Origin of the sequence: Amycolatopsis minnesotensis (assembly GCF_039529815.1) — a bacterium.
GTDB classification, from domain to species: domain Bacteria; phylum Actinomycetota; class Actinomycetes; order Mycobacteriales; family Pseudonocardiaceae; genus Amycolatopsis; species Amycolatopsis minnesotensis.
The window spans coordinates 102,214-123,753 of sequence record NZ_BAAANN010000007.1; the positions used below are offsets into that span (position 1 = coordinate 102,214).

22 protein-coding genes and 1 pseudogene are annotated in these 21,540 nt (G+C 71.0%); 11 read left to right on the plus strand and 12 right to left on the minus strand.

Going from position 1 to position 21,540, the window contains the following annotated elements:
• Positions 1–147 precede the first annotated feature (147 nt).
• Complete coding sequence (locus ABD256_RS10750; RefSeq protein ID WP_344416297.1) at positions 148–708, minus strand: TetR/AcrR family transcriptional regulator; 561 nt, start codon at positions 706–708, stop codon at positions 148–150.
• An 11-nt stretch (positions 709–719) separates the two neighbouring features.
• Complete coding sequence (locus ABD256_RS10755; RefSeq protein WP_344416299.1) at positions 720–1,157, minus strand: MarR family winged helix-turn-helix transcriptional regulator; 438 nt, start codon at positions 1,155–1,157, stop codon at positions 720–722.
• 138 nt (positions 1,158–1,295) lie between these two features.
• On the opposite strand from ABD256_RS10755, the pseudogene ABD256_RS10760 reads away from it, so the two are divergent.
• Positions 1,296–2,200 (plus strand): annotated as a pseudogene (locus ABD256_RS10760) (alpha/beta hydrolase).
• 283 nt (positions 2,201–2,483) lie between these two features.
• On the opposite strand, the gene ABD256_RS10765 reads toward ABD256_RS10760, so the two are convergent.
• Positions 2,484–3,266 carry a metal-dependent hydrolase gene (locus tag ABD256_RS10765; RefSeq protein ID WP_344416301.1) on the minus strand — a complete coding sequence of 261 codons (783 nt, stop codon included), beginning with the start codon at positions 3,264–3,266 and terminating at the stop codon, positions 2,484–2,486.
• Between the two features lie 118 nt (positions 3,267–3,384).
• On the opposite strand from ABD256_RS10765, the gene ABD256_RS10770 reads away from it, so the two are divergent.
• Together ABD256_RS10770 and ABD256_RS10775 are read left to right on the plus strand one after the other, a co-directional pair.
• Entirely contained in the window at positions 3,385–3,774 is a 390-nt protein-coding gene (locus ABD256_RS10770; protein ID WP_344416303.1) for a pyridoxamine 5'-phosphate oxidase family protein, read from the plus strand.
• Positions 3,775–3,837: 63 nt separating this feature from the next.
• Entirely contained in the window at positions 3,838–4,374 is a 537-nt protein-coding gene (locus tag ABD256_RS10775) for a phosphatase PAP2 family protein (protein WP_344416305.1), read from the plus strand.
• On the opposite strand, the gene ABD256_RS10780 is transcribed toward ABD256_RS10775, so the two are convergent.
• The gene (locus ABD256_RS10780; RefSeq protein WP_344416306.1) at positions 4,343–5,611 is read right to left on the minus strand and encodes a sensor histidine kinase; all 1,269 of its coding nucleotides are present in this window, start codon (positions 5,609–5,611) and stop codon (positions 4,343–4,345) included. The two genes, ABD256_RS10775 and ABD256_RS10780, sit on opposite strands and share 32 nt — an antisense overlap.
• Positions 5,612–5,625: 14 nt before the next feature.
• Positions 5,626–6,315 (minus strand): response regulator transcription factor, encoded by a 690-nt coding sequence (locus ABD256_RS10785; RefSeq protein ID WP_344416308.1) that lies wholly within the window; start codon positions 6,313–6,315, stop codon positions 5,626–5,628.
• Positions 6,316–6,345: 30 nt separating this feature from the next.
• Here ABD256_RS10785 and ABD256_RS10790 point away from each other — a divergent pair, with 30 nt between their 5' ends.
• The 3 genes from ABD256_RS10790 to ABD256_RS10800 are packed head-to-tail and all read left to right on the plus strand — an operon-like array spanning position 6,346 to position 8,416.
• Positions 6,346–6,981: an alpha-ketoglutarate-dependent dioxygenase AlkB family protein gene (locus ABD256_RS10790; protein ID WP_425546428.1), complete on the plus strand. Its 636-nt coding sequence runs from the start codon at positions 6,346–6,348 to the stop codon at positions 6,979–6,981.
• 29 nt (positions 6,982–7,010) lie between these two features.
• Positions 7,011–7,679, plus strand: coding sequence for a TetR family transcriptional regulator (locus tag ABD256_RS10795; protein ID WP_344416312.1), 669 nt, complete (start codon positions 7,011–7,013; stop codon positions 7,677–7,679).
• Positions 7,676–8,416 (plus strand): class I SAM-dependent methyltransferase, encoded by a 741-nt coding sequence (locus ABD256_RS10800; RefSeq protein ID WP_344416314.1) that lies wholly within the window; start codon positions 7,676–7,678, stop codon positions 8,414–8,416. Before ABD256_RS10795 ends, ABD256_RS10800 begins: the two co-directional genes overlap by 4 nt.
• A gap of 903 nt (positions 8,417–9,319) precedes the next feature.
• On the opposite strand, the gene ABD256_RS10805 is transcribed toward ABD256_RS10800, so the two are convergent.
• The 3 genes from ABD256_RS10805 to ABD256_RS10815 all read right to left on the minus strand — a co-directional run bounded on the left by ABD256_RS10805 (position 9,320) and on the right by ABD256_RS10815 (position 12,080).
• Positions 9,320–9,571, minus strand: coding sequence for a DUF397 domain-containing protein (locus tag ABD256_RS10805; protein ID WP_344416316.1), 252 nt, complete (start codon positions 9,569–9,571; stop codon positions 9,320–9,322).
• Positions 9,572–9,815: 244 nt separating this feature from the next.
• The gene (locus tag ABD256_RS10810) at positions 9,816–10,937 is read right to left on the minus strand and encodes an alpha/beta hydrolase family protein (protein WP_344416318.1); all 1,122 of its coding nucleotides are present in this window, start codon (positions 10,935–10,937) and stop codon (positions 9,816–9,818) included.
• 60 nt (positions 10,938–10,997) lie between these two features.
• Entirely contained in the window at positions 10,998–12,080 is a 1,083-nt protein-coding gene (locus ABD256_RS10815) for an ADP-ribosylglycohydrolase family protein (RefSeq protein WP_344416320.1), read from the minus strand.
• A 221-nt stretch (positions 12,081–12,301) separates the two neighbouring features.
• Here ABD256_RS10815 and ABD256_RS10820 point away from each other — a divergent pair, with 221 nt between their 5' ends.
• The 4 genes from ABD256_RS10820 to ABD256_RS10835 all read left to right on the plus strand — a co-directional run bounded on the left by ABD256_RS10820 (position 12,302) and on the right by ABD256_RS10835 (position 14,706).
• On the plus strand, positions 12,302–12,733 hold the full coding sequence (locus ABD256_RS10820; RefSeq protein ID WP_344416322.1) for a type II toxin-antitoxin system Rv0910 family toxin: 432 nt from the start codon (positions 12,302–12,304) through the stop codon (positions 12,731–12,733).
• A gap of 67 nt (positions 12,734–12,800) precedes the next feature.
• Positions 12,801–13,379, plus strand: a complete 579-nt coding sequence (locus tag ABD256_RS10825; protein WP_344416325.1) for a TetR/AcrR family transcriptional regulator — start codon at positions 12,801–12,803, stop codon at positions 13,377–13,379.
• An 85-nt stretch (positions 13,380–13,464) separates the two neighbouring features.
• On the plus strand, positions 13,465–13,791 hold the full coding sequence (locus tag ABD256_RS10830; RefSeq protein ID WP_344416327.1) for a DMT family transporter: 327 nt from the start codon (positions 13,465–13,467) through the stop codon (positions 13,789–13,791).
• Positions 13,792–13,836: 45 nt separating this feature from the next.
• The gene (locus ABD256_RS10835) at positions 13,837–14,706 is read left to right on the plus strand and encodes an alpha/beta fold hydrolase (protein WP_344416329.1); all 870 of its coding nucleotides are present in this window, start codon (positions 13,837–13,839) and stop codon (positions 14,704–14,706) included.
• A gap of 28 nt (positions 14,707–14,734) precedes the next feature.
• Here the strand turns inward: ABD256_RS10835 and ABD256_RS10840 are convergent, their stop codons facing one another.
• Together ABD256_RS10840 and ABD256_RS10845 are read right to left on the minus strand one after the other, a co-directional pair.
• A complete protein-coding gene (locus tag ABD256_RS10840) occupies positions 14,735–15,334 on the minus strand; it encodes a TetR/AcrR family transcriptional regulator (protein ID WP_344416332.1) in 600 nt (199 codons plus the stop codon).
• 19 nt (positions 15,335–15,353) lie between these two features.
• Positions 15,354–16,301 (minus strand): quinone oxidoreductase family protein, encoded by a 948-nt coding sequence (locus ABD256_RS10845; protein ID WP_344416334.1) that lies wholly within the window; start codon positions 16,299–16,301, stop codon positions 15,354–15,356.
• Positions 16,302–16,538: 237 nt separating this feature from the next.
• Here ABD256_RS10845 and ABD256_RS10850 point away from each other — a divergent pair, with 237 nt between their 5' ends.
• On the plus strand, positions 16,539–17,312 hold the full coding sequence (locus ABD256_RS10850) for a TIGR03084 family metal-binding protein (protein ID WP_344416337.1): 774 nt from the start codon (positions 16,539–16,541) through the stop codon (positions 17,310–17,312).
• A gap of 574 nt (positions 17,313–17,886) precedes the next feature.
• On the opposite strand, the gene ABD256_RS10855 is transcribed toward ABD256_RS10850, so the two are convergent.
• Together ABD256_RS10855 and ABD256_RS10860 are read right to left on the minus strand one after the other, a co-directional pair.
• Positions 17,887–19,473 (minus strand): hypothetical protein, encoded by a 1,587-nt coding sequence (locus tag ABD256_RS10855; RefSeq protein ID WP_344416339.1) that lies wholly within the window; start codon positions 19,471–19,473, stop codon positions 17,887–17,889.
• The gene (locus ABD256_RS10860) at positions 19,470–21,425 is read right to left on the minus strand and encodes a hypothetical protein (RefSeq protein WP_344416651.1); all 1,956 of its coding nucleotides are present in this window, start codon (positions 21,423–21,425) and stop codon (positions 19,470–19,472) included. The genes ABD256_RS10855 and ABD256_RS10860 overlap by 4 nt, the downstream gene beginning before the upstream one ends.
• Positions 21,426–21,540: the final 115 nt, after the last annotated feature.

Genomic DNA, 21,540 nt, shown 5'->3' on the forward strand with positions numbered 1-21,540 from the left:
CCCCTCGCTCGATCGTCCCGCCCTCAGGCTAGCCCGGCGTTCGCGCACGCGCCCGGACGTCCGAAGTGGACAGAGAAGTGGACAGAGAGGTGTCCGCGCTCGCGGAACGGGACCACGGTGTTCCCGCGCCCTCGGCCGAACATGTGGTCAACGCGATCCCCGGGCGCGGAGGCCGTCGGTGAGGACGTGGCCGAGGCCCTTGCCGGTACCGGAACGGCGCTGGATCGCGACGTAGCCCGCGATCAGCGCGTGCATGTCGGACGCCTCGATGTCGTCGCGGACCTCGCCCGCCTCCTGCGCGTGGGCGAGGAGCCTGCCGAGCTGGTGGTGGAACGCGGCCGCGGTGGACAGGCCCGCCGTGTAGTGCTCGTCGCCCTCCAGCGCGTCGCACAGCGCGAGGTTCAGCATCGCCTTCTCGGCGACCATTTCGAGGAAGTCGAAGAACGTCTCGCCCGCGTCGCCGCCGGCGTCCGCGAGCTGGCGGGCCTGCTCGGTCATCTGCTCGATGCGGTCCACGATGACGGCTTCGTACAGCGCTTCCTTGCTGGGGAAGTGCCGGTACACCGTGCCCGCGCCGACCCCCGCGCGGCGGGCGATCTCGTCGAGCGGCACCATCGGCCCCTCTTCCGCGAACGCTTCGTGCGCGGCGGTCAGCACCCGCTCGCGGTTGCGGCGGGCGTCAGCACGCAGGGTCGGCTTGCTGCTCATCACCACCGAGTCTAGGCGCGCCGGAACTCGGTGACCGAGGTCGTCAGCCCCCGCAACGTTTCCCGGAGCACGCGGGCCTGTGCGGCGTCGAGGCCCATCGCCTGGTCGACCGTGTCGGGCACCAGCGGCTCGGTCCGATCCTTCAGCGCCGCACCGTCGCCGGTGAGCGTGATCCACACCGTGCGCTCGTCCTCGGCGCGCCGTTCGCGGCGGACGAGCCCGGCCTTCTCCAGCCGTTTGAGCAGCGGCGACAACGTGCCCGAGTCCAGGCTCAGCGCCTCGCCGAGGTCCTTGACCTGCGCCGGGCCGCCGTCCCACAGCGCGACCATGACCAGGTACTGCGGGTAGGTCAGGTCGAGCTCGTCGAGCATCGGCCGGTACAGCGCGGTGACCGCGCGGGACGCGGCGTAGAGCGAGAAGCACAGGCGGTCCTCGATCGGAAGGGTCACCGATCCAGCATGCGCGCGGTATTCCCGCACTGCCACCCGAAGTGCGCATCATCTCATTGGGCATCATTCAGTTGTGTGCAATTTAGTTGCACGCTACTTTTACGGAGTCCGACTCGCCTCGACCCCCAGGAGCACGAGATGACCGCCAACCCGCGCCACATCGCTCTCGAACCAGCGGCCCAGTCCTTCGCCGAAGCCACCGACGCCCCGCCCTACCTGTACGAACTCGGTCCGGCCGAGGGCCGCAAGACCGTCGACGAGGTGCAGTCGGGCGAGATCGCCAAACCCGCGGCCGAGATCGAGGAGCTGACCATCCCGGCACGCTGCCGGTGCTCGTGTACCTGCACGGCGCGGGCTGGGTGTTCGGCAACGCGCACACCCACGACCGGCTCGTCCGCGAACTCGCCGCGGGCACCGGCGCCGCCGTGGTGTTCCCCGAGTACAGCCTTTCCCCGGAAGCCCGTTACCCGGTCGCCATCGAGGAGAACTACGCGGCCGCGAAATGGGTCGCCGAGCACGGTGCGGAACACGGCCTCGACCCGGCGCGCGTGGCGATCGCGGGCGACTCCGTCGGCGGGAACATGACCGCCGCGGTCACCCTTCTCGCGAAGCGGCGTGGCGGGCCGCGGTTCGTCCAGCAGGTGCTGTTCTACCCGGTCACCGACGCGGCCATGGACACCGAGTCGTACGAGCTGTTCGCCGACGGCTACTTCCTCAGCCGCACCGGGATGCACTGGTTCTGGGACCAGTACACGACCGACGAGGCCGAGCGCGCCGAGATCACCGCGTCGCCGCTGCGGGCCACCCTCGACGACCTCGCGGGCCTGCCGCCCGCACTCGTCATCACCGGCGAAGCGGACGTGCTGCGCGACGAAGGCGAGGCCTACGCGAACAAGCTGCGCCGGGCGGGCGTGCCCGTGACCGCGGTGCGGTACCAGGGCGCCATCCACGACTTCGTCATGCTGAACGCCCTGCGTGAAACGCACGCCGCGGACGCCGCCATCCGCCAGGCCGTCGACATCCTGCGCACCGCACTGGCCTAGCCCTTCGCGATGTCCTGCTGCCGAACGCGAGTCGATGCCCGGAGGATGCTCCTACAGAGGCCGAGGTGGGGTCCGCTGCGCATGTCCTGAAGGTGGCTCCTATAGAGGCCGAGGTGAGGTCCGCTGCGCATGCCCTGAAGGTGCCCTTCGGGGAATCTGACGCCGCGAAGGTCACCTTCAGGGCATCAGCACCACCACGCCGCACGCCACGAGGGGCGAGATCGCGGCGTCAGATACCCCGAAGGCGACCTTCAGGGCCTGCGGAGGCGCGCGCCACCCGCGTCTACTGGCCCGCTTGCACGGCGCCCGGGTTGAGGAAGTCGCCGACCGCCTGCGAGACGGCGGGCCACACGCCGGGGAACAGCAGCGCGGCGGCCACCACGAAGACCGGGAAGATCAGCAGGTTCTCGACCTTCTTGCCGGTGGTGAAGCGCAGCGGCTTGGGCGGGCGGATTTCGTACCAGGTCTCGCCCGCGATCGGCACCGGGAACAGGAACGGGCACCCGGATTCGGTGAGCGCGTCGCCGAGGCAGTGCACGAAACACCCGACGGCGACGGCGATCCCGAGCCAGCCGGACAGCTCTTCGAGCTGTCCGGCCCCCTGCCCGCCGACGCTGTACACCCACCAGATCACCGCACCGCCCGCCACCGGCAGCAGCCAGTCGCCGAGCGCGTCTTCGGCCAGCAGTACCCCGAACAGCACGATCCCCGCGACGACGTACCAGCCGCCCGCCTTCGTCGCGGCCGTGGTCAGCGCGCCGAGCCCGGCCGCGAACAGGACCGTGTGCGAGAGGTGCCGGTGCGTCCCGGTGCGCTTTTCGTCCCGCGGGCCCTTGGTCAGCTGGTACAGGAAGCCCGACACCTTGCGCAGCAGCCACGAAATCGCGCCGGTCACCGGCCCGAGCAGCTTCGACGCCCGCGCGCCGGGGTGGTCGAGATCCGGCAGCAGCGCGAAACCCGCGGTGGTGGCCGCGAACGCGACGGCCTGGTGCACGGTGTCCGCGCCGACCGCGGGCGCCAGCGCGAGGCCGGCACACCACCCGGTCAAGGCGTGTGTGCGCCCCATCATGATGACGATCCCCCTGTCGTCGAAGGAAAAACCGGTCCGTGCATCCTGGCAACAAGATCGCTTCGAGGCCCGTGCGACAGGCCGGGCGGCACCGAAAACCGGGAGAGGACCGCGAATGGCACCGAGCGAGCGGCTGCGGGAGTTCTGGACCGAGTGGCGGCTGGCCACCCTCACCACCCTGCGTCCCTCCGGTCTGCCGCACGTGGTCCCGGTCGGCGTCACGGTCGACGAAGGGTTCGCGGTGGCGCGCGTGCTCTGCTCGCGCGGCAGTGTCAAGGCGCGCAACGTGTTCGCCGCGGGTGACGAGGGCGCACCGGTCGCGGTGAGCCAGGTCGACCGGGCGCGCTGGTCCACGCTCGAAGGCCGCGCGGTGGTGCGCACGGACGCGGAATCGGTGCGGGACGCGGAAAACCGGTACGCCGAGCGGTACGGCAGGCAGCCGAGGGAGAACCCGGAGCGGGTGGTGCTGGAGATCGCGATCACGCGCGGGCTCGGGATGTCCTGAGCGAACCGTCCGTTAACCGTCCGTACACCGGCGCTTGACAGGCGCGTGACTACCTTCGGCCCGGTGTTCGACGCCGGTTGGTACCTCACGATTACGACATTCGCCCGCGAAACGCCCTGGCTGCACGGCATCTTCGTCGCGGTGACCGAGTACGGCGTGGTGCTGCTCGCCGTCGCGGTCGCGGCGATCCTGTGGCGCGAACGACGCGGCGAACCGCGGAAGGCGATCTGGATCCCGGTCGCGATGGTGCTCGCCTACCTGGTCAACTCGGGCATCAAGGACTGGGTGGTGGAGGCGCGGCCGTGCCGGGCGATCCAGCACGTGGTCACCGTGCTGCCGTGCGACGGGCCGACGGACTACAGCTTTCCCAGCAACCACACGGTGGTCTTCGCGGCGTTCACCGGCGCGGTGTTCCTGCTCAAGCGGGCGTGGGGGGTGTTCGCGCTTGTCGCGACACTGGTAATGGGCTTCTCCCGTGTCTACGTCGGCGCGCACTACCCCCACGACGTCCTCGGCGGGCTCGCGGTCGGCCTGCTCATCGGGCTCGCCGGGCACCTCGTGCTGACCGTCATGAAACAGCGACAGGCAACAGCAACGTGAACGTGGGCGGCGACGGCACGGTCAGCCGCAACCGGCCGCCTTCGGCTTCGGCGAGGGTCCGCGCCAGCGCGAGCCCGATCCCGTGGCCCTTCCCGGTGCGCCCGAACGGATCCTCGTCCCCGTCGAGACCGGGGCCTTCGTCGGCGACGTCGAGCGCGAACACGTCCGACGCGTCGCGCGCGGTCACGGTGACCGTGCCGCGGCCGTGCGTCACCGCGTTGTCCAGCAGCACGGTCAGGATCTGACGGACCGCGGCGGGCGGCACGACGGGGCGCGGCGGCTGGTCGACCACGATCCGCAGCTCGCGCGCCGACGCGGCGAGCAGTGATTCCCACGACTGCCTGACCTCTTCGAGCAGGGTGTCGACGTCGACGGGTTCGCTCGCCGCTGGCCGGTGCCGCGCGAGTTCCATCAGATCGGCGATGGTCTGCTCCAGCCGGTCCGCGGACACCACGCCCGCTTCGAGCGCGGCGCGCTCGGTGCCGGGGGTTTCCAGGCCCGCTTCGAGCTGGAGGCGCAGGCCCGTCAACGGCGTCCTGAGCTGGTGGGACGCCTCCGACGAAAACGCGCGCTCCCGTGCGAGGGTGTCGCCGACGCGGCGCGCGGTCGTGTCCAGGGTGTCCGCGACCGAGTCGATCTCGGGGATGCCCGCGCGGTGTGCGCGGACGGTGAAGTCGCCGTCCCCCAAGCGTTCCGCCGCGGTCGAAAGCTCCTCCAGCGGCCGTGCCAGCCGTGCCGCGAGCCGCCGCGCGACGAGCCAGGTCGCCGCGATCGCGATCAGCGCGAGGAACAGCATGGTCAGCCAGGTGACCGCGGTGCGCTGCCGGACCTCGGCGTGCGAGGTGGCGGCCCGGACCACCCCGGTCAGCCGCGCGCCGCTCATCACCGGGACCGCGATGGCGGTGTCGCCGTCGACATCACCGGCGACGAAGTCGTCGATGTGCGCGCCGAGCACCACCTCGTCGGCGACCGGAGGGCCTTCCCCCGCCAGCCGCGTGCCGCCCGGCCCGTACACCGCCACCCGCACGCCCTTCCTCGGTGAGGTCACCGGCGGCATCGGCAGGCCGTCGGCGAGTTCGTCGGACACCGACAGCGCGGTGGAGTCGGCGACCCGTTCCAGCACCGCGTGCTCGTCCTCGGTGAAGTACCGCGAGACGCCGACGGCGAGCGGCAGGCCGAAGAGGCTGATCGCGAGGACCGCGGCCAGCACGGTCAGGGTCACGATCCGCTTGCGCACGCCGAGAGTCTGCCTCAGCCAGGCTCTTCCAGCCGGTACCCGTGCCCGCGCAGGGTCGCGATCCGCGGCACGGCCACCCCGGGCGGCGCGGCGTCGGCGAGCTTGCGGCGCAGCGCGGCGATGTGCACGTCGAGCGTTTTCGTCGAGCCGTACCAGTGCGCGTCCCACACGTCGGCCATCAGGGTGTCCCTGCTGACGGCGACGCCCGGTGCCTCGGCGAGCTTCGCCAGCAGGTCGAACTCCTTGGTGCGCAAGGCGATCTCGTCGCCACCGAGGGTGACCCGGCGGGCGGCGACGTCGATTTCGAGCGCACCGATCACCAGCGCGGGCCGGTGCGGGGTGACCGGGCCGCGGCGCAGGTGCGCGCGCAGCCTCGCCTGCAGTTCGCCGAGCCGGACCGGTTTGGTGAGGTAGTCGTCGGCGCCCGCTTCGAGGCCGACCACCACGTCCATCTCGTCCTGGCGGGCGGTGAGGATCACGAGCACGGCCTGCGGGATGAGGCCGCGCAGCCGCCGGCACACTTCGACGCCGTCGAGATCGGGCAGCCCGAGATCGAGCAGGACGAGGTCGAACCCGGCTTCGGCGGCCACCATCGCCGACCGGCCGGTGCGCTGCCAGACCACGTCGTAGCCGTGCTGGCGCAGGCTCTGTTCGAGGACCTTTCCGATCGTTTCGTCGTCCTCAACCACCATGAGCCGTGCCATGGCCGAAGCGTAACCTCGCACATTGTGAAATTGCCGCTCCCTCGCCCGCGGGCCGAGGTCGCACCGGGCGCCGTCCACGTGCCGGACTGGCTCGACGAGAACGCGCAGCGTGAACTGGTGACGGCGTGCCGTGACTGGGCGAGCGGACCGGGCCGGCTCCGCTCGGCGCGGCTGCCGAACGGCGGGGTGATGTCCGTGCGCACGGTGTGCCTCGGCTGGCACTGGTACCCGTACCGCTACTCGCGCCACCTCGACGACGGCGACGGCTCGCCGGTGCTCCCGTTTCCCGGCTGGCTGGCGGATCTCGGCAGGCGCGCGGCCGGGGACGCGCTCGGCGTGACGCGGTACGAACCGGACATCGCGCTGGTGAACTTCTACGACGAAGACGCGCGCATGGGGATGCACCAGGACAAGGACGAGGCCTCGGACGAGCCGGTGGTGTCGTTCAGCCTCGGCGACCCGTGCGTGTTCCGGTTCGGCAACACCGAGCACCGGAACCGGCCGTGGACCGACGTCGACCTGCGGTCCGGTGACCTGTTCGTGTTCGGCGGGCCGTCCAGGTTCGCCTACCACGGGGTGCCGAAGACCCTGCCCCGCGAAGAACCGCTGGAAATCGGGCTGCCGGAGGGGCGCCTGAACATCACGTTACGGGTTTCCGGGTTCTAGATACCCGCGGTACCGGGTAATCTTGCCGGATGACCCGGGACGGGCGCGCCGAGCGCTGGCGCAGTCACCGCGAGCAACGGCGCGAGGCCTTCCTCGACGCTTCCTTCCGCGCGCTCGCGCGCCACGGGAGCGAGGTGACGATGGCGGACATCGCGGCCGAAGCCGGTGTCGCGAAACCGCGCCTGTACCGCTATTTCGCGGACAAGAACGATCTCTTCATCGCGGTGGCCGAGCGCACGTTACGCACGCTCGAACAGCGCATGCTGCCCGCGCTCGACCCCGGCCTTGGCCCGCGGCGCGCGATCAGGACCGCGGTGGCGGCGTACGTGCACCTCGTCGCGGAAAACCCGAACGTGGCGTGGTTCCTGATCGGCAGCGGGTTCGTCGACCGGTCGCACGAGACCGACCCGGTGCTCGGCAACAGCCGCAAGGTCGCCGCGGCGCTGGCGAGGCTGTTCGCGACGAACCTTCCGTCCGGGGCGGCAGGCGCGACGGCGGCGTGGGCGCACGCGACCGTCGGCGCGGTCAGGGCGTCGACCGAGTGGTGGCTCCGCACGCGCGACCTCGGCGAGGACGCGCTCATCGACCACCTGACCACGTTCCTCTGGGGTGGCATGGACGCCGCGCTGCGCTCGGAGGGGATCGTGCTCGACCCGGACGAACCGATCGACCTGCTCAGCGTGAAAGGACGGGTATGACACCGCTCGAACGGCTCGCCGGACTCCTCGCCGACGGCCGCGTGCCGCGGGATTCCGGTGGCTATCTCGACCTGCTGCCGCCGGAAACGGGCAGGCCCGCGACACTCGCGCAGGCCGCGATGCAGAACCCGGTCGTCGCCGCGATCTACGAGCGGTGGTGGCGCCCCGTCGGCACCGCGGTGCTGGGGTTGAACGGGCTCGGCATGGACCGCGAACGCGGCGCCGCGCGCGAAACCCTCGGCCTCGACGGCGAACAGCTCGTGCTCGATGTCGCCTGCGGCCCGGGAAACTTCACCCGAGGCTACGGGGAAGCCTTGCGGGGCAAGGGTTTTGCGGTCGGCTTGGATGTCTCGCCGCCGATGCTGGCGCGCGCCGTGCGGGACAACGGCGGCGACCGCGTCGCCTACCTGCGCGCCGACGCGCGGGATCTCCCCTTCGCCGACGGCGCGTTCGACGCGGTGAGCTGTTTCGCCGCGTTGTACCTGGTGCCCGAACCGTTCCGGGTGATCGACGAACTGGTGCGCGTGCTCGCGCCTGGCGGACGGCTCGCGGTGCTGACCAGCGCGCGCTCCGGCGTCGGCCTGCTGCGCCTGCCGGAAAACCTGCTGGGCGCGGCGACCGGGCTGCGCATGTTCGACCGCGACGAAGTGACCGACGTGTTCGATCGGCTCGGCCTGATCGAAGTGCGGCAGCGGATCACGGGTTTCGCCCAGTTCGTCTCCGCCCGCAAACCCTGAATGCGGGTCCCTCCGCGGCAGCCTTCGCCATGCCCTGAAGGCGGCCTTCGGGGAACCAGACGCCGCAAATCCACCCCTCGCGCACTTCGCCACCGCAACGCGCATGCCCCGAAGATGACCTACAGGGCACCTAGCGCCGCGAACTCACCCTTCACGATGTAGCGGGCGATCCAGTCAAGTCCTCGAGGGCCACCTTCAGTCATCTGTGTCCCCTGGCGGGGACGTCCTGCCAGGGGTGAAAACAGGGGCGCGCGCCTCCGGTGGAGGGCGATCTTGCTGTGCCCGGCGAATCTGCTTATTTACGAGCCAGGGCATGTGAGCGGCGAATGCCGAAGAGGATCGAGCACAATCGGATCTCCGAAAGCCCGCTCAAGTCCCCGAAGGCGGCCTTCGGGGAACCAGACGCCGCAAATCCACCCCTCGCGCACTTCGCCACCGCGACGCGCATGCCCCGAAGGTGACCAACGGGGCGCTCAAGTCCCTGAAGGGCACAGTGATGTGTGCGCGTCGGTTCGGTGAGGTGGGTGGCGGATGTGTGGAGCCGCCCGGGGGCTTGGTCCGTGAAGGTCGCGTTCGGGGAATCTGACGCCGCGATCTCGCCCCTCGCGGCGTGCGGCATGGTGGTGCTGATGCCCTGAAGGTGACCTTCGCGGCGTCAGATTCCCTCAAGGGCACCTTCAGGGCATGCGCCCTGGAGCGGAGCAGCCCCGGCGAAGGCCACATCCGCGGCATGCACATCCCTGAAGGCCCCTGCAGGGACCTGAGCGCGGACGGGGGAAAGAGGCGCGGGCGGCGAAATCCCAGCGCATGCCCTGAAGGTCACCTTCGCGGCGTCAGATTCCCCGAAGGGCACCTTCAGGGCATGCGCAGCGGACCTCACCTCGGCCTCTATAGGAGCATCCTTCAGGGCATGCGGAGGTCGGCCGAGACCGGGAATGCGCTCCAGGCAGCGGGGCGCACGGCGAGGTGGCCCGCGCTGGGCGCCTTGGCATCCCGTACCGCCGCGCCCACACCGAGTTCGGTGGCCTCGACGCAGTCTTGGCCGCTCTCGTTGCGGTATGAACTTTTGTTCCAAGTCAGTGCGGTGTCACCAGGCGTGTGGCTGGGGGTAGGTTCTCCGCGCCGTCGTAGGCGGCTGCCAGCCGAGTCAGCCACGCCCGCGTGTCCTCCTCGCCAAGGGCCGCAGCATCGATACCGGCGACCCTTTTTCGATGCGTGCCCACATCACTGCCAGCCTCAACGCTGGCTGGCGCAGCGAAAGGTCCGCGCCTTCGCGGTGCTTGCGGAGTTCCGAACCCACTTCGCGTGCTTTGACGCTGTACGGCCGTGGCGTTCGCTTTCTGCCCATGCGCTCACGCTGAGCCACCGAGTCCATTGCGGACAGACGCTTTTCCCGGTTTCACCGCAGGGTACGCACGTGGTTCGGATTCGAAACGGCCAGCTCCGGGAACTTCGCGGCCGGGTTGTCGAACACCGGCGCCGGAACACCTTTCAGGGTCAGGTCGAAGAACGAGCCCACCAGCGAGCGCGTGATCTCCATCGAGCGCGCGCCGGTCATCGGCACGCCGGGGCTCGGGCGGCCGGTCTGGTCGCCGAACACCGGCAGGTCCGTGAACGACATGTGCCCGGTGCCCGCCGCGGTGAGCCAGCGCTTCCACCCGGTGAAGTTCGGCCAGTCGCGCGGCCACGAAGGATCGCCCGCCGGGTTGTGCCCGTCGCGGGTGCCCAGGAGCAGGAACGGGCGGTCGATCCCCGAGGGTGGCACGGGCGCGAAGAAGGAGCCGTCGAGGTTGATGCCCGCGCGGATCCGGTGGTCGGTGAGCATCGCCCGCGCCGCCGCGTTGCCGCCGATGGAATGCCCGGCCATCGCGATCCGGGACCGGTCGACGAGCCAGTGCAACGGCCACGACGTCCGCAGGGCGCCCAGCACGAATTCGGTGTCGGCGGCACGAACCAGCGGCACTTTCGCGATTTCGTGCGCATCGCAGGCGACGCACGTGGTCATCGTCCCGTCGGGGAACGCGGTGCCGAACGCCTCGTAGTTGTGGCCGATCGCCGCGACCACGTACCCGCGGCTGGCGAGGTCCTCGGCGAGACCGGTGAGCGTCGACCGCGAGAGGGTGAACCCCGGCGAGAGCACCACGAGCGGGAACCGCTTCGGCACCGGCAGCGCGCCCTCGTGCGCGGCCGTGGCGGTGCCGGCGACCGGTTCCGGGTCGACGCCGGTGATCTTTTGCCCGTCCAGCAGCGCTTTCGCCTCGCCGACGGTGAGGTACGGCCGCGACGGGCCGACGGGCAGCAGCGCCGGGTAGAACAGCGACACCATCAGCCGCCGCGGCCCGGACGACGGCACCCACGGGTCGGCGCGGGAGGAGTCGGTGAGCGCGAGCGTCGACGAGCCGACCGCGTAACCGCCGGTCGGTTTCGGCAGCGCGAGCCGGACTGGAGCGGCCGAAGCGGCACCCGGCACCAGCACGAGCGCGAGCACCGCCGCCAGCAGCACTTTCAGCATTCTGGTCATGCGCAGAGTAAACCGGCCGAGGACTGGGGCGCGGTATGGACTTTCGGCAGGGAAGAAACGTCACCAAGCGGGGTAGCGCGCGAGCCACGCGGGCGCGGCGGGCGGCACCGGGCCGAACTCCGCGAGCGCGTCCGCGATCAGCAGCTCGATCTCCTCGCGCAGTTCGAGCGCGAGCAGCCAGTGCCCGGGAATCGCGGCCGGGCCGTGGATCGCGCCGAGGATGTTGCCGCAGATCGCACCGGTCGAGTCGCTGTCGCCGGAGTGGTTGACCGCGAGCAGCAGCCCGTCGGTGAGGTCGGTCGCGGCCAGCGCGGCGCAGACGCCGATGGAGAGCGCTTCTTCGCCGACCCAGCCGCCGCCGAGTTCCCCGGCGAGCTGTTCCGGTGTGGGACGTCCTTTGGCGGCGAGCGCCACCGCCTTGTCCAGCGCGGTGAGCTGCTCCTCGTGCCGTTCCCACCGGACGAGTTCGCCGCGAACGGCTTCGATCGCGTCGGGCAGCGAGCCGTCGTGGAGCAGCACGTGCACGAGCAGGGCGAGCGCGCCAGCCGAGAGGTAGCCGCTGGGGTGGCTGTGCGTCAGCGCGCCGGACACCGCGCCGACCCGGAACACCTCGCGCGGGTCCGCCGACCACAGCGCGACCGGCGCGGCCCGCATCACGCCGCCGCAGCCCTTCGAGTCGTTGAGCGGGTAGGTGAACGTGCCGGGCTCGCCGCCGCCCGCGAACGCGCGCAGCGCGGACATGCAGGTCGCGCCGGGCGCGCGCTGGTGGAACAGGCCGGGCAGGGTCATCAGCCAGCCGTCGGGGGCGTCGGTGCCCGCGGCGAACCGGCCGCCCGCGCGCGCCCACGGCGGGCCCTGCGTGTGGTACCAGCGCTGGTAGGCGTGCTGCAGGGCGAGCAGCACGTCGCCTCGGCCGCCGGTGCGGGCCGCGATGTGCGCCCTGATCATGCCTTCCAGCGTGAACATCGTCATCTGCGTGTCGTCGGTGATGAACCCGGTCGACGGCGCGACGTACCCGCGGAGGCCCTCGTGGCCGTACCGCGCGCGGATGCCCTCGATCGAATCGAACTCGACGCCTTCGCCGAGCGCGTCCCCGACGGCACCCGCGAGCAGGGATCCGGTGAAGCGCGCTGCGAGGGTCACGGCGCTATTCCTACCAGGTGAAAGCGAGTGGGACGGTGGCCGTGGTGAACCGAGCGCCACCCGAGACTGCGCCGTAATCACGCTCCGCGCCGCGGTCACCCTGCGCGCAGGCACGGCGTCGCGACCACCCGATCGAGACCTCCTCGCACCCAATGTTGTGACACACGAGACCGGTGTGTAGCGCGTATGTTCGTCGTGACCACGCACGAGGAGGGGGTTGCATGGCCAAGGTCAGCGCGTCCGGCGCCGTTCCCAGCCCACCGGAGAAGACCTGGGCGACGGCCGCGGACCTGAACCGGTTCAACGAATGGCTCATCCTGCACGAGGCCTGGCGCGGGCCGGTGCCCAGCGAGTTCTCCGAGGGCACCACGCTGACCTCGGTCGTCACCGTCAAGGGCTTCCGCAACCGGATCAGCTGGCGGGTGGTGACCTACGACGAGCCGCACCGGCTCGCCATCCACGGCGACGGTGTCGGCGGGATCAAGGTCAACCTCGTGCTGTCGGTGGAACCGGACGCGCGCGGGTCCGTCATCGCGATCGAGGCGGAGGTCACCGGGAAGCCGGTGTTCGGCCCGATCGGCATGACCATCGGGCGCGCGCTGAAGGGCGAGCTGCGGAAGTCCGTCGCGAACCTCGGCGGCCTGCTGGCCTGACGGCCACTGTGGACAGTCCTTTTCGGACAGTGGGGTCGCCGGTGGCCGAAGCGGTACCCTCGGTCACGTGAACAGGCCCGCGACCGTCGTCAGCGACGAAGAGCCGGACGGGCGCCGGATCAGGGGAGAGCGGCGCCGCGCCGCCATCATCGCCGCGACGCTGCACGTCATCGAGCGGGACGGCGTCTCCGGCGTCACCCACCGGGCGGTCGCGCGCGAGGCGGGGGTCCCGGCCAGCTCCGCGACCTACTACTTCGCCACCCTCGACGACCTGCTCGTCGCCGCGCTGACCGAAACGGTCGAGGACTACATCCGCCAGCTCCGCGAGATCATCGACAGCGGCCGGGACCAGATCGAGAGCCTCGCGCACATCATCGCCGACTGCTCGGGGCCGGGACGGCTGCGCTCGCTGGCCGAACAGGAGCTCAGCCTGCTCGCGGTGCGGCGCCCCGCGCTGCGGCCGGTGGCGCGCCGGTGGCGGGAGACGGTGGCCGCGATCGCCCGGCAGTACACCGGCGACGACCTGGTCGTCCGCGCGCTGGTGTCCACCGCGGACGGGCTCTGCGCCTCCTCCCTGCTGGAAGACGAAGCGCCGAGCGAACGCGACGTCGTCGCCATCCTGCGCCACGCGCTGGGCCTGAACTGACCCCTTTTAGTTGGACATCTGTTCAACTACCTTGCTAAGCTTCTTGTTGAACAGATGTCCAAGTTTACTTCAGGGGGCTCTCACCATGGCGTACCTCTTCCTCCTCGGCGCGATCGTGACCGAGGTGACCGGCACGGTGGCGACGCGGTTCTCGGACGGGTTCACCAAGCTCGTGCCGTCCGCGGTGGCCGTACTCGGCGTGGTCGGCGCCTACGTGCTGCTCTCGTTCGCGCTCAAGCGCGGCCTGAACCTCGGCGTCGCCTACGGCACCTGGGCGGCGGCCGGGGTGGCGCTGGTGGCGGTTATCGGCGCCACCGCGTTCGACGACAAGCTCACGATCGTCCAGGCCGGCGGGCTCGTCCTGGTCGTCGGCGGCGTGCTCGCGCTGGAACTCGGCGCGGCCGCCGCGTGACCTTGGTTATTTGCCATGGCGACCGGCGTGGCTAGCGTGTCCACCATGACCGAAGAGCTGATGAAGGTCGGCGGGATCGATCTCTGCTACGAGACCTTCGGCGACCGCGGCGCGCGGCCGCTGCTGCTGGTGATGGGCCTCGGCGGGCAGATGACCTGGTGGGAAGACGAGTTCTGCGAGCAGCTCGCCGAGCGGGACTTCTTCGTCATCCGGTTCGACAACCGTGACACCGGCCGGTCCACCGCGCTGCACGGCCGGTCGTCGCTGGTGAAGTCCTACCTGCTGCGGTCATCGCCGTACCCGCTCACCGAGATGGCCGACGACGCCGCGGGCCTGCTGCAGGCGCTCGACGTGCCCGCCGCGCACGTCGCCGGGGTCTCGATGGGCGGCATGATCTGCCAGTCGCTGGCGATCCGGCACCCCGGCCGCGTGCGGTCGCTGACCTCGATCATGTCGACCACCGGCTCGCGCCGCGTCGGGCTGCCGCACCCGAAGGTCCTCTCGTCGATGCTCGCCGCGCCGCCGAAGGACCGCGACGGCTACGCCGAATCGCTGCTGCGGACGTTCCGCACGATCGGTTCGCCCGGCTTCCCGTTCGACGAGCCGCGCCTGCGCGCCCGCGCGCTCCGGTCCTTCGACCGCGGCCTCAACGCGGCGGGCACCGCGCGCCACCTGTCCGCCATCCTCGCCGCCGGCGACCGCACGCCCGGCCTGCGCGAACTCCGGATCCCCGCGCTGGTGATCCACGGCGCGCGCGACCCGCTGGTCAACCCGTCCGGCGGCAAGGCGACCGCGAAGGCGATCCCCGGCGCCGAACTCGACCTCGTGCCCGGCATGGGCCACGACATGCCCCGCGAAGTCTGGCCGCGCCTGATCGACGGCATCGCCCGCACCGCCGGCCGCGCCGGGAGCTGACCGCGCAACGGGTCGCCGAGCCGGGAGTTCACCCCGGCTCGGCGTGCTCGCAGAGACCGCCCGCGATCGCGCCCACCCCGGACAGCACGCCGCCCACGACGCCGCGGACGAACGACGGCCCCAGTTCCCGATGGCCGAACAGCACGCGGAAGACGACGGGGGCGGCGAACAGGTCCAGGACCAGATCGACGTCGAGCCCCGGCCGGATGTCACCGCGCGCCTCGCCCTTGCTCAGCGACGCGACGCACGCCTCGCGGCGAGGCTCCCAGACCACGGCGAGGAAGTCTTCCCGCAGCTCGGGATCGTCGGCCAGGTCGGCCGTCAAGGCCGGGAGCACGCCACCGAAGGCGGGGTCGGCCATCCCGATCCGGAGCGCTTCGAGATGGCCGACGAGATCGCAGCAGGTGCAGCCGGTGTCGATCGCCACGACCCCGGTGCGCTCCTCCGCCAAGGCCGCGACCACCAGGTGCTTCTGGCTCTTCCAGCGACGGCGGATGGCGGGCTTGGTGGTGCCCGCGCGCTGGGCGATGGCCTCCATGGTCAACGCCGGGTAACCGACCTCCCGCAGGAGCGCGGCCACCGCGGCCAGCACCGCCCGGTCGATCCGCTCGTCCCGCTGGCGTGCCATCGAACTCTCCCACCCCGCATCACGGGAACCGCTGCTGTCCCTGGAGCAGGACGACCTTACCGAACGACTTTCCCCGCTCCACCCATTGGAGTGCGGCGGCGGCCTCGGTGAGCGGGAAGCTCCGGTCGAGCACGGCCGCGAGCCCGCCGCCGTCGTGCAGGGCGAGTACCCGTTCCCAGGACTTGCCGCGCTCTTCGGGCGCCACCGACCTCAGGCTGAACGCGAGCAGCGTCGACGACCTGTGGAAGTCGCGGAGCAGCGGCTCGAACACGTCGGGCCCCGGGACGCCGCCGACGCCTCCACAAAGGACATAGCGCCCGTTGGGGCGCAACAGTTCCAGGTGCTCGCGCACCCGCGGCCCCGCCACGGTGTCCACGACGACGTCGTAGGTGCCGTAGGTGTCCTCGGGGCGGGTGCGGTCGACGGTCTTCGCGGCGCCGAGCGCCCGCAAGCGCTCGGCCCGCTCCGGGGATGAGGTCACCGCGGTGACCTCGGCGCCGCGGGCGCGGGCGATCTGGGTGGCGAGCACGCCGATCCCGCCACCCGCGCCGCGGACGAGCACCCGGTCACCGGGGAGCACCCCGGTTCGGTGCACCGCACCCTCGGCGACCAGCGCGTTCAAGCCCAGTGCGACCATCTCGACCGGGTCGGCACCGTCCGGCACGGGGAGCAGCCGGTCGGCGCCGACCGCGACCTGCTCGGCGTAGCCACCGAAATCGGGCTGCGCCAGCACCCGCCGCCCGATGAGCCCTTCCGGCACGCCGGAACCCGCCGCCCGAACCCGGCCGAGAACCTCGAGGCCGGGTATCGAACCGGCACTGGTCGAGCCGTCCCGCAGCCTCATGACGTCCATGTAGCCGACGCCGATCGCCTCGGCCTCGATCAGGACCTCCCCTGGGCCAGCAGCCGGCTCCGGCACGTCGGCCACGGTCAGCTCCTGCGACGCGTCCACCACCACCGCTCTCATGCGAGTCTCCTTCGTTATTATGTTCCGTTCCGGATCGGAACGTTATTTGAGAAGGGACGTACCTGTCAAGGAGCGGCGGCCCTGTTCGTTCGGCCAACGATGGTCACCGAACACCCTCGCCGGCGAAAACAGCCGCGACCCCACGACCCACCTCGGATAACCTGACCGCACCAGGCGACCTTGTCCGTCCACACGGGACAGATCCGCCGCCGTCGACGCGTGTGAAGGTGATGCCGGATGCTGGACTACGGCCTTGACCTGTCCGCCGTGGAGCACGAGCTGGCGCTGCCCGACCTGGAGGCCGAAGGGGCCGAGCTGGACGCGCTGGTGTCGGCGCGGACCGACTGGTCCACGGACACGCCGGCCGCGGGATGGACGATCGCGCACCAGATCGCGCACCTCGCGTCAGCCGACGCGAACGCGCTCATCGCGATCCGGACCCCGGAAGCCTTCGCCGCCGTGCTGAAGCAGACCGAAGCCGCGGGCCCCCGCCACGCCGATCTCGACGCCGCCGCGGGCGCGGCCAAACCGCGCGCGGAACTGCTGGCGCAGTGGCGCGCCGGTCGAACCGAGCTGGCGGCGGCGCTCCGCGGCCTGCCGCTGGACCACGCGTTCCCGTGGTTCGGCTCGCGGCTGACCCCGGCGCTGATGGTGCCGCTCCGGCTGATGGAAACCTGGGCGCATGGGCAGGACATCTTCGACACGCTCGATGTCTCGCGCCGTCCGGCGAACCGGCTCCGGCACGTGGCCTGCCTTGGTGTACTGGGGCGGGAGCTGTCGTTCCACGCTGCCGGGCTGCCCATCCCGGCGGCGCCGTTCCGCGTCGAACTGACCGGCCCCGACGGGCGGCTCTGGGCATGGGGCCCGGAAGACGCCGCACAAGGGATCCAGGGCAGCGCGCTCGACTTCTGCCTTCGCGTCACGCACCGCAGGCCGCTCGCCGAAACCGACCTCACGGCGATCGGCGGAGACGCACAGAAATGGCTGGAGATCGCCCGCGTCTTCCTCTGACTTCGAGCCACTTCGCCCGGCCGATTCCCGGGCCACTGCTCCGAGCTGCTTCTCCGGGCTACTTCTCCGAGCTACTGCTCCGAGTCGCTGCTCCGACGTCGTGCTCGCCCTGTCGGTGCTCAAGAAATGCCGGTGCTCGGGGAAAATGTCGGTGCTTCGCGGTAATGTTGAATTCGGGGGACCCCCTGGCACACGAAGGGGCATTCTCGTACAGCCGCGAAGGGCATCCTCCGATGGGCGCGGCCTCGGCTCACCCGGCACCAAGGCGTGGTGCCTGACCAGCGCGGCAGCACCGGATGGAACTGGCGCGCATTCCCTGAAGGACGCCTTCGCGGCATCGGATTCCCTCAAGGGCCCCTTCAGGGCCCCTCCAGGGCACCCACCCCGGAGCGGGACAGGCCCGCGAGGGCCATATCCGCGGCACGCACGCCCATGAAGGCTTCCTTTTCGGGGCACGAGCGCGGACACGAGAAGGAGCTGCGAAATCCCAGCAGACTCCCGGACGGACGCCTTCGGGGAATCTGCGGCCGACCTCGCCTCGACCCCTATAGGAGCATCGGAGCGGCCTACGAGCTCACGTGATCGTGTAGTGGCCGAGCCACGATTCTCGCCACGCGACCGTCAGCTCGCTCAGCCCGGTGATGTTCGACATCGCGAGCTCCGAACGCCACGCCTCCTCCAGCGCGACGCACAGTTCGGACACCGGCGCCTCGGTCCCGTTGCCGCCGAACTGGGCGAGCACCGGCCTCGGCACCGCGAGCTTTCCCTTGCCGCGCACCACCGACTGCTCGGTCGCGCGGCACACCAGGTACTCCGTCGAAGCGACCTCGCTCAGCGGACGGGGCGGTATCCCGGCCAGCGCCACCGACGGCACCACGCGCTCCAGCGCCCGGTAGAGGCATTCGATCGGCCCCGAGAGCCCGTCGTCCTTCCGTGCGATCTGCCACGAGAACCAGAGGCCGACCCAGTCGAACGGGCTGGGGTCGCGGTAGTCGAACGCCGGGCCGACGAAGGTCTGGTAGTCGCTCGCCGGGTCCGTCTGCCTCGGCTGGCCACGGTCGCGCCGGTCGGCGCGGAGCCCGAGTCTGCCGAACAGGTCGCGCAGGAACTCGCGCGGCCTCGCCTGCACCGAGTTCTCCGCCGACAGCTTCAGCAGGATCTTGTTCACGCGCTCCGCCGAAACGTCCGCCACGGCGTCGTCAATGGACAGTTGCAAGTGGACGAACGCGACGTCGGCGAGCGAGGTGCCCGAACAGCTGACCACGCCGACGCCGGGATAGCGCCGCAGGAACCGCACTATCGCGTGGGTCGACCCGACGCGGGCGGGCCCGGCGCAGGTCACCGGGAGGCAGGTGGCGACGGTGGCGCTGTCCTCCGGCGGGATGGGCCGCGTCTTCGCCGGGCGGCACACCTCGAACCAGTTCCCCGGCCGGTGCGCGGGCCGGGTGTCGGCGATCCAGAACCCGTAGCCGCGTTCGTCGCACAGCCGCCGGATCCGATCGGAGAGCAGGAACCGGCGCTCCGCCGACGAATCGTTCAACGCGATGGAAAACCGGATCGCCGGCGCCGAGCACACCGACGGCATTTCCTTGCGGGTCCGCAGGTCGTGGTTCCTGGTCTTCACGCTCGGCGGTAGCTGGGCCGGGCACTGCAGGGTCAGCAGCGGCGCGCCGGCCAGGTTCGCGGCGGCCTCGGAAACCGCCTGCATCAGGTTGCGCACCGCCTTGCCGTGCCATTTCGTGAGTTTCGACGGCGCGAGGTCGATCGCGATGAGGCCTTCGAAGGTGCGGGCGGACTCGTAGATGAAGGTGGGGTTCGGCCACGCCGTCTGGTGGAAGATCCAGCCACCGTCGTCCTGTTCCGGTCGGGCGGGCCGGTTGTGGCCGTCGCGCTGTTCGAGCGCGGCGACGCTCTCCACCGGGTTGCGCGTGTGCGTGCCGATCGCGACGCCGCCGCCGTTGGCACCGGAGGACAGCGTCTCCAGGAACACCGCGTCCGCTTCACCCTGCTCCTGGCCGAGCCTGGCGAGCTTGCGCAGATAGCCTGCCCTGTCCGCGATGTGGTGCACCTCGAAGTCCACTTTGGTCAGTGGCTGGCGCGCGATCTCGAACCCCGCGCGGGCGAGATCGGCGACGTTGCGCGTCGGCAGGCGCCGGTTCATCGCGAGCCCCCGTTCGAATCGAAGCACACGTTGACCGGCAGCAGGCCTTCGCCGCGCTCCTGCCCGTTGCCTGCCCAGCGCGGCACCCCGATCCGGTTCAGCGGGATCGTCGACTCGTGCCAGGCCCGCTGCCGCAGCAGCAGGAGCGCGGCGAGCACCGGCAGCACCACGGCGATGGTCAGGAACACCTGCACCACCTCACCCCTGCTCGAGGTCGCGATCGTCGCCGCGAACGCGGCAGCGGCCACAATGGACAGTTGGCCGAACACCAGCGGCAGCGTGCGGAGGTAGGAGGCGACCGACCGCCTCGGCGTCACCGCGAGCCGGGAGTACAGGAATCCCGGTACCAGCAACAACATCGTGATCACCGACTGCCCGTCCGAGACGTGCCCGAGCTTCTGGGTCGCCGCGCGCCCGTACGGCCACGGACCGCCCACCAGCAGCCAGCCCAGCGCGTAGGAGATCACGGCGACGGCGATCGCGTACAGCATCACGTTGCGGGGCCCCGATTCCGTCGAGTCCTTGAGCACCAGCCCCGCCTTGACCCGCACCTGGTCGCCCCGCACGTCACCGGTGCCGGACCGGCGCCAGTACGCCTGCGCCTCGTTGTCGGGGAACCTGCTGACCAGCACCAGATCGTCCCCGACCTGGCAGTCGGTGATCTCGGCCGCGGCGGCGCGCAGGTTCTCCGCGGTCACCGCGGGATGGCGCAGCAGGGCGTTGTCCACCTCGTTCGACTGGACGCGCACCCCCTCGCCGGTCACCGCGGCGCTCACCAGCCGCTCGCACGCCGGCATCGCTTCCATCGCGACCGTAACCCCCGACTGGTCCGCCTCCCACCGGCGGCGGCGCATCAGCTCGGCCAGCGTCCGCAGCACCGTCTGCACCTGCAGTTCCAGCAGTTTGCGCAGGCTCGGCTCGGTGGGCGACGCTTCGAGCTTCGCGGCGATCGAGCCGAGGTCCTCCGCGATGTTCTCGGTCTGCAGGTGGTCGGCGTCGGTGGACAGGAACATGCGCGCCACGTCCACCTCGGGCGCGGTGCCCACCACCAGGTGGTACGACTTGAGCGTGGCCGGGATCGACGTCTCGTACTGCGCGAAGTAGCCGCGGTGCCCGGCGCGTAGCCGCTTCCACTGCTCGGCCAGCCGCGGGAACCGGCTCTGCGGGATTTCGTTGACGTGCAACGGGGTTTCGTACCGCAGCCGGTGCTCGTCCACGGTGTCGTCCACGCCGACCACCAGCAGGTAGTCGCGGACCGCGACGGTCAGCAGTTCCGCGTACTCGACGAGCAGGTGGCCGTAGTCGTCGAGGATCTTCAACGCCATGTCGCGGCACTGCTTGCCGTACCCGGGCACGGTGCCCTCCGACGGCGGCAGGGTGAACGGCTCCGCCGGGTGGTCCCGCTCGGTCAGCAGCGTGACGAGCGAGCGCTGCACCAGCCAGCGCGGCTCGTGCCAGCGGAAGAGGAAGCCGCTGAGGTCCTGCTTGGGCGACTGCGCGTGCTCGTCGCTGGCCAGGATGCCGCGGAGCAGCCGGTAAAGGCCGGACGCGACCAGCCGCGAGGTTTCGAGCTGGCTCAGCCGGGGCAGCTTTTCCCCCGACGCGCCGTAGACGTCGACGGCCGAGACGGCGCGCCGCGGCAGCCTCGCCATCGGCACCCACAACGTGCTGCCGCCGTGGCGTTCACCGTGCTCCTTGCCGATCAGCCCCTGCAGGCCGGCCGTGGCGTCGCGCTGACCCTCGTCGAGCAGGCGCAGCGAGATGTCGACCTCGGTCACCCGCCGCGCGGCGCCGTGCTCGACGAGCGTGAGCCGCTCGGTGAGCCTGCGCACGTGGTTGAGCCGCAGCGACGCGTCCAGCAGCGCGAGGCCGACCGCGGCGCCGTGGTGGGAGAGCCGCGGTGGCGCGCCGGGAATGGGTACCGTCGCGATCGCGTGCCGCAGGCTCTCCATACCGTCCACTCGCCGCTCCTTCGCCAGGTTTGAGCGGCCCCGCGCAGGTCAGTGGCCACTCAAGTTCCGTTCACGGACGTCCAAGCTCCCCGAATCGGCGCAATGCCCCCTCGGC

Bases quoted from the DNA above. Each gene is read 5' to 3' on its own strand.
- ABD256_RS10835 (WP_344416329.1), top strand. From the start codon at position 13,837: ATGACCGAAGAGCTGATGAAGGTCGGCGGGATCGATCTCTGCTACGAG.
- ABD256_RS10860 (WP_344416651.1), bottom strand. From the start codon at position 21,425: ATGGAGAGCCTGCGGCACGCGATCGCGACGGTACCCATTCCCGGCGCG.
- ABD256_RS10795 (WP_344416312.1), top strand. From the start codon at position 7,011: ATGACCCGGGACGGGCGCGCCGAGCGCTGGCGCAGTCACCGCGAGCAA.
- ABD256_RS10840 (WP_344416332.1), bottom strand. From the start codon at position 15,334: ATGGCACGCCAGCGGGACGAGCGGATCGACCGGGCGGTGCTGGCCGCG.
- ABD256_RS10850 (WP_344416337.1), top strand. From the start codon at position 16,539: ATGCTGGACTACGGCCTTGACCTGTCCGCCGTGGAGCACGAGCTGGCG.
- ABD256_RS10820 (WP_344416322.1), top strand. From the start codon at position 12,302: ATGGCCAAGGTCAGCGCGTCCGGCGCCGTTCCCAGCCCACCGGAGAAG.
- ABD256_RS10785 (WP_344416308.1), bottom strand. From the start codon at position 6,315: ATGGCACGGCTCATGGTGGTTGAGGACGACGAAACGATCGGAAAGGTC.
- ABD256_RS10830 (WP_344416327.1), top strand. From the start codon at position 13,465: ATGGCGTACCTCTTCCTCCTCGGCGCGATCGTGACCGAGGTGACCGGC.
- ABD256_RS10770 (WP_344416303.1), top strand. From the start codon at position 3,385: ATGGCACCGAGCGAGCGGCTGCGGGAGTTCTGGACCGAGTGGCGGCTG.
- ABD256_RS10765 (WP_344416301.1), bottom strand. From the start codon at position 3,266: ATGGGGCGCACACACGCCTTGACCGGGTGGTGTGCCGGCCTCGCGCTG.
- ABD256_RS10750 (WP_344416297.1), bottom strand. From the start codon at position 708: ATGAGCAGCAAGCCGACCCTGCGTGCTGACGCCCGCCGCAACCGCGAG.
- ABD256_RS10800 (WP_344416314.1), top strand. From the start codon at position 7,676: ATGACACCGCTCGAACGGCTCGCCGGACTCCTCGCCGACGGCCGCGTG.
- ABD256_RS10855 (WP_344416339.1), bottom strand. From the start codon at position 19,473: ATGAACCGGCGCCTGCCGACGCGCAACGTCGCCGATCTCGCCCGCGCG.
- ABD256_RS10845 (WP_344416334.1), bottom strand. From the start codon at position 16,301: ATGAGAGCGGTGGTGGTGGACGCGTCGCAGGAGCTGACCGTGGCCGAC.
- ABD256_RS10810 (WP_344416318.1), bottom strand. From the start codon at position 10,937: ATGACCAGAATGCTGAAAGTGCTGCTGGCGGCGGTGCTCGCGCTCGTG.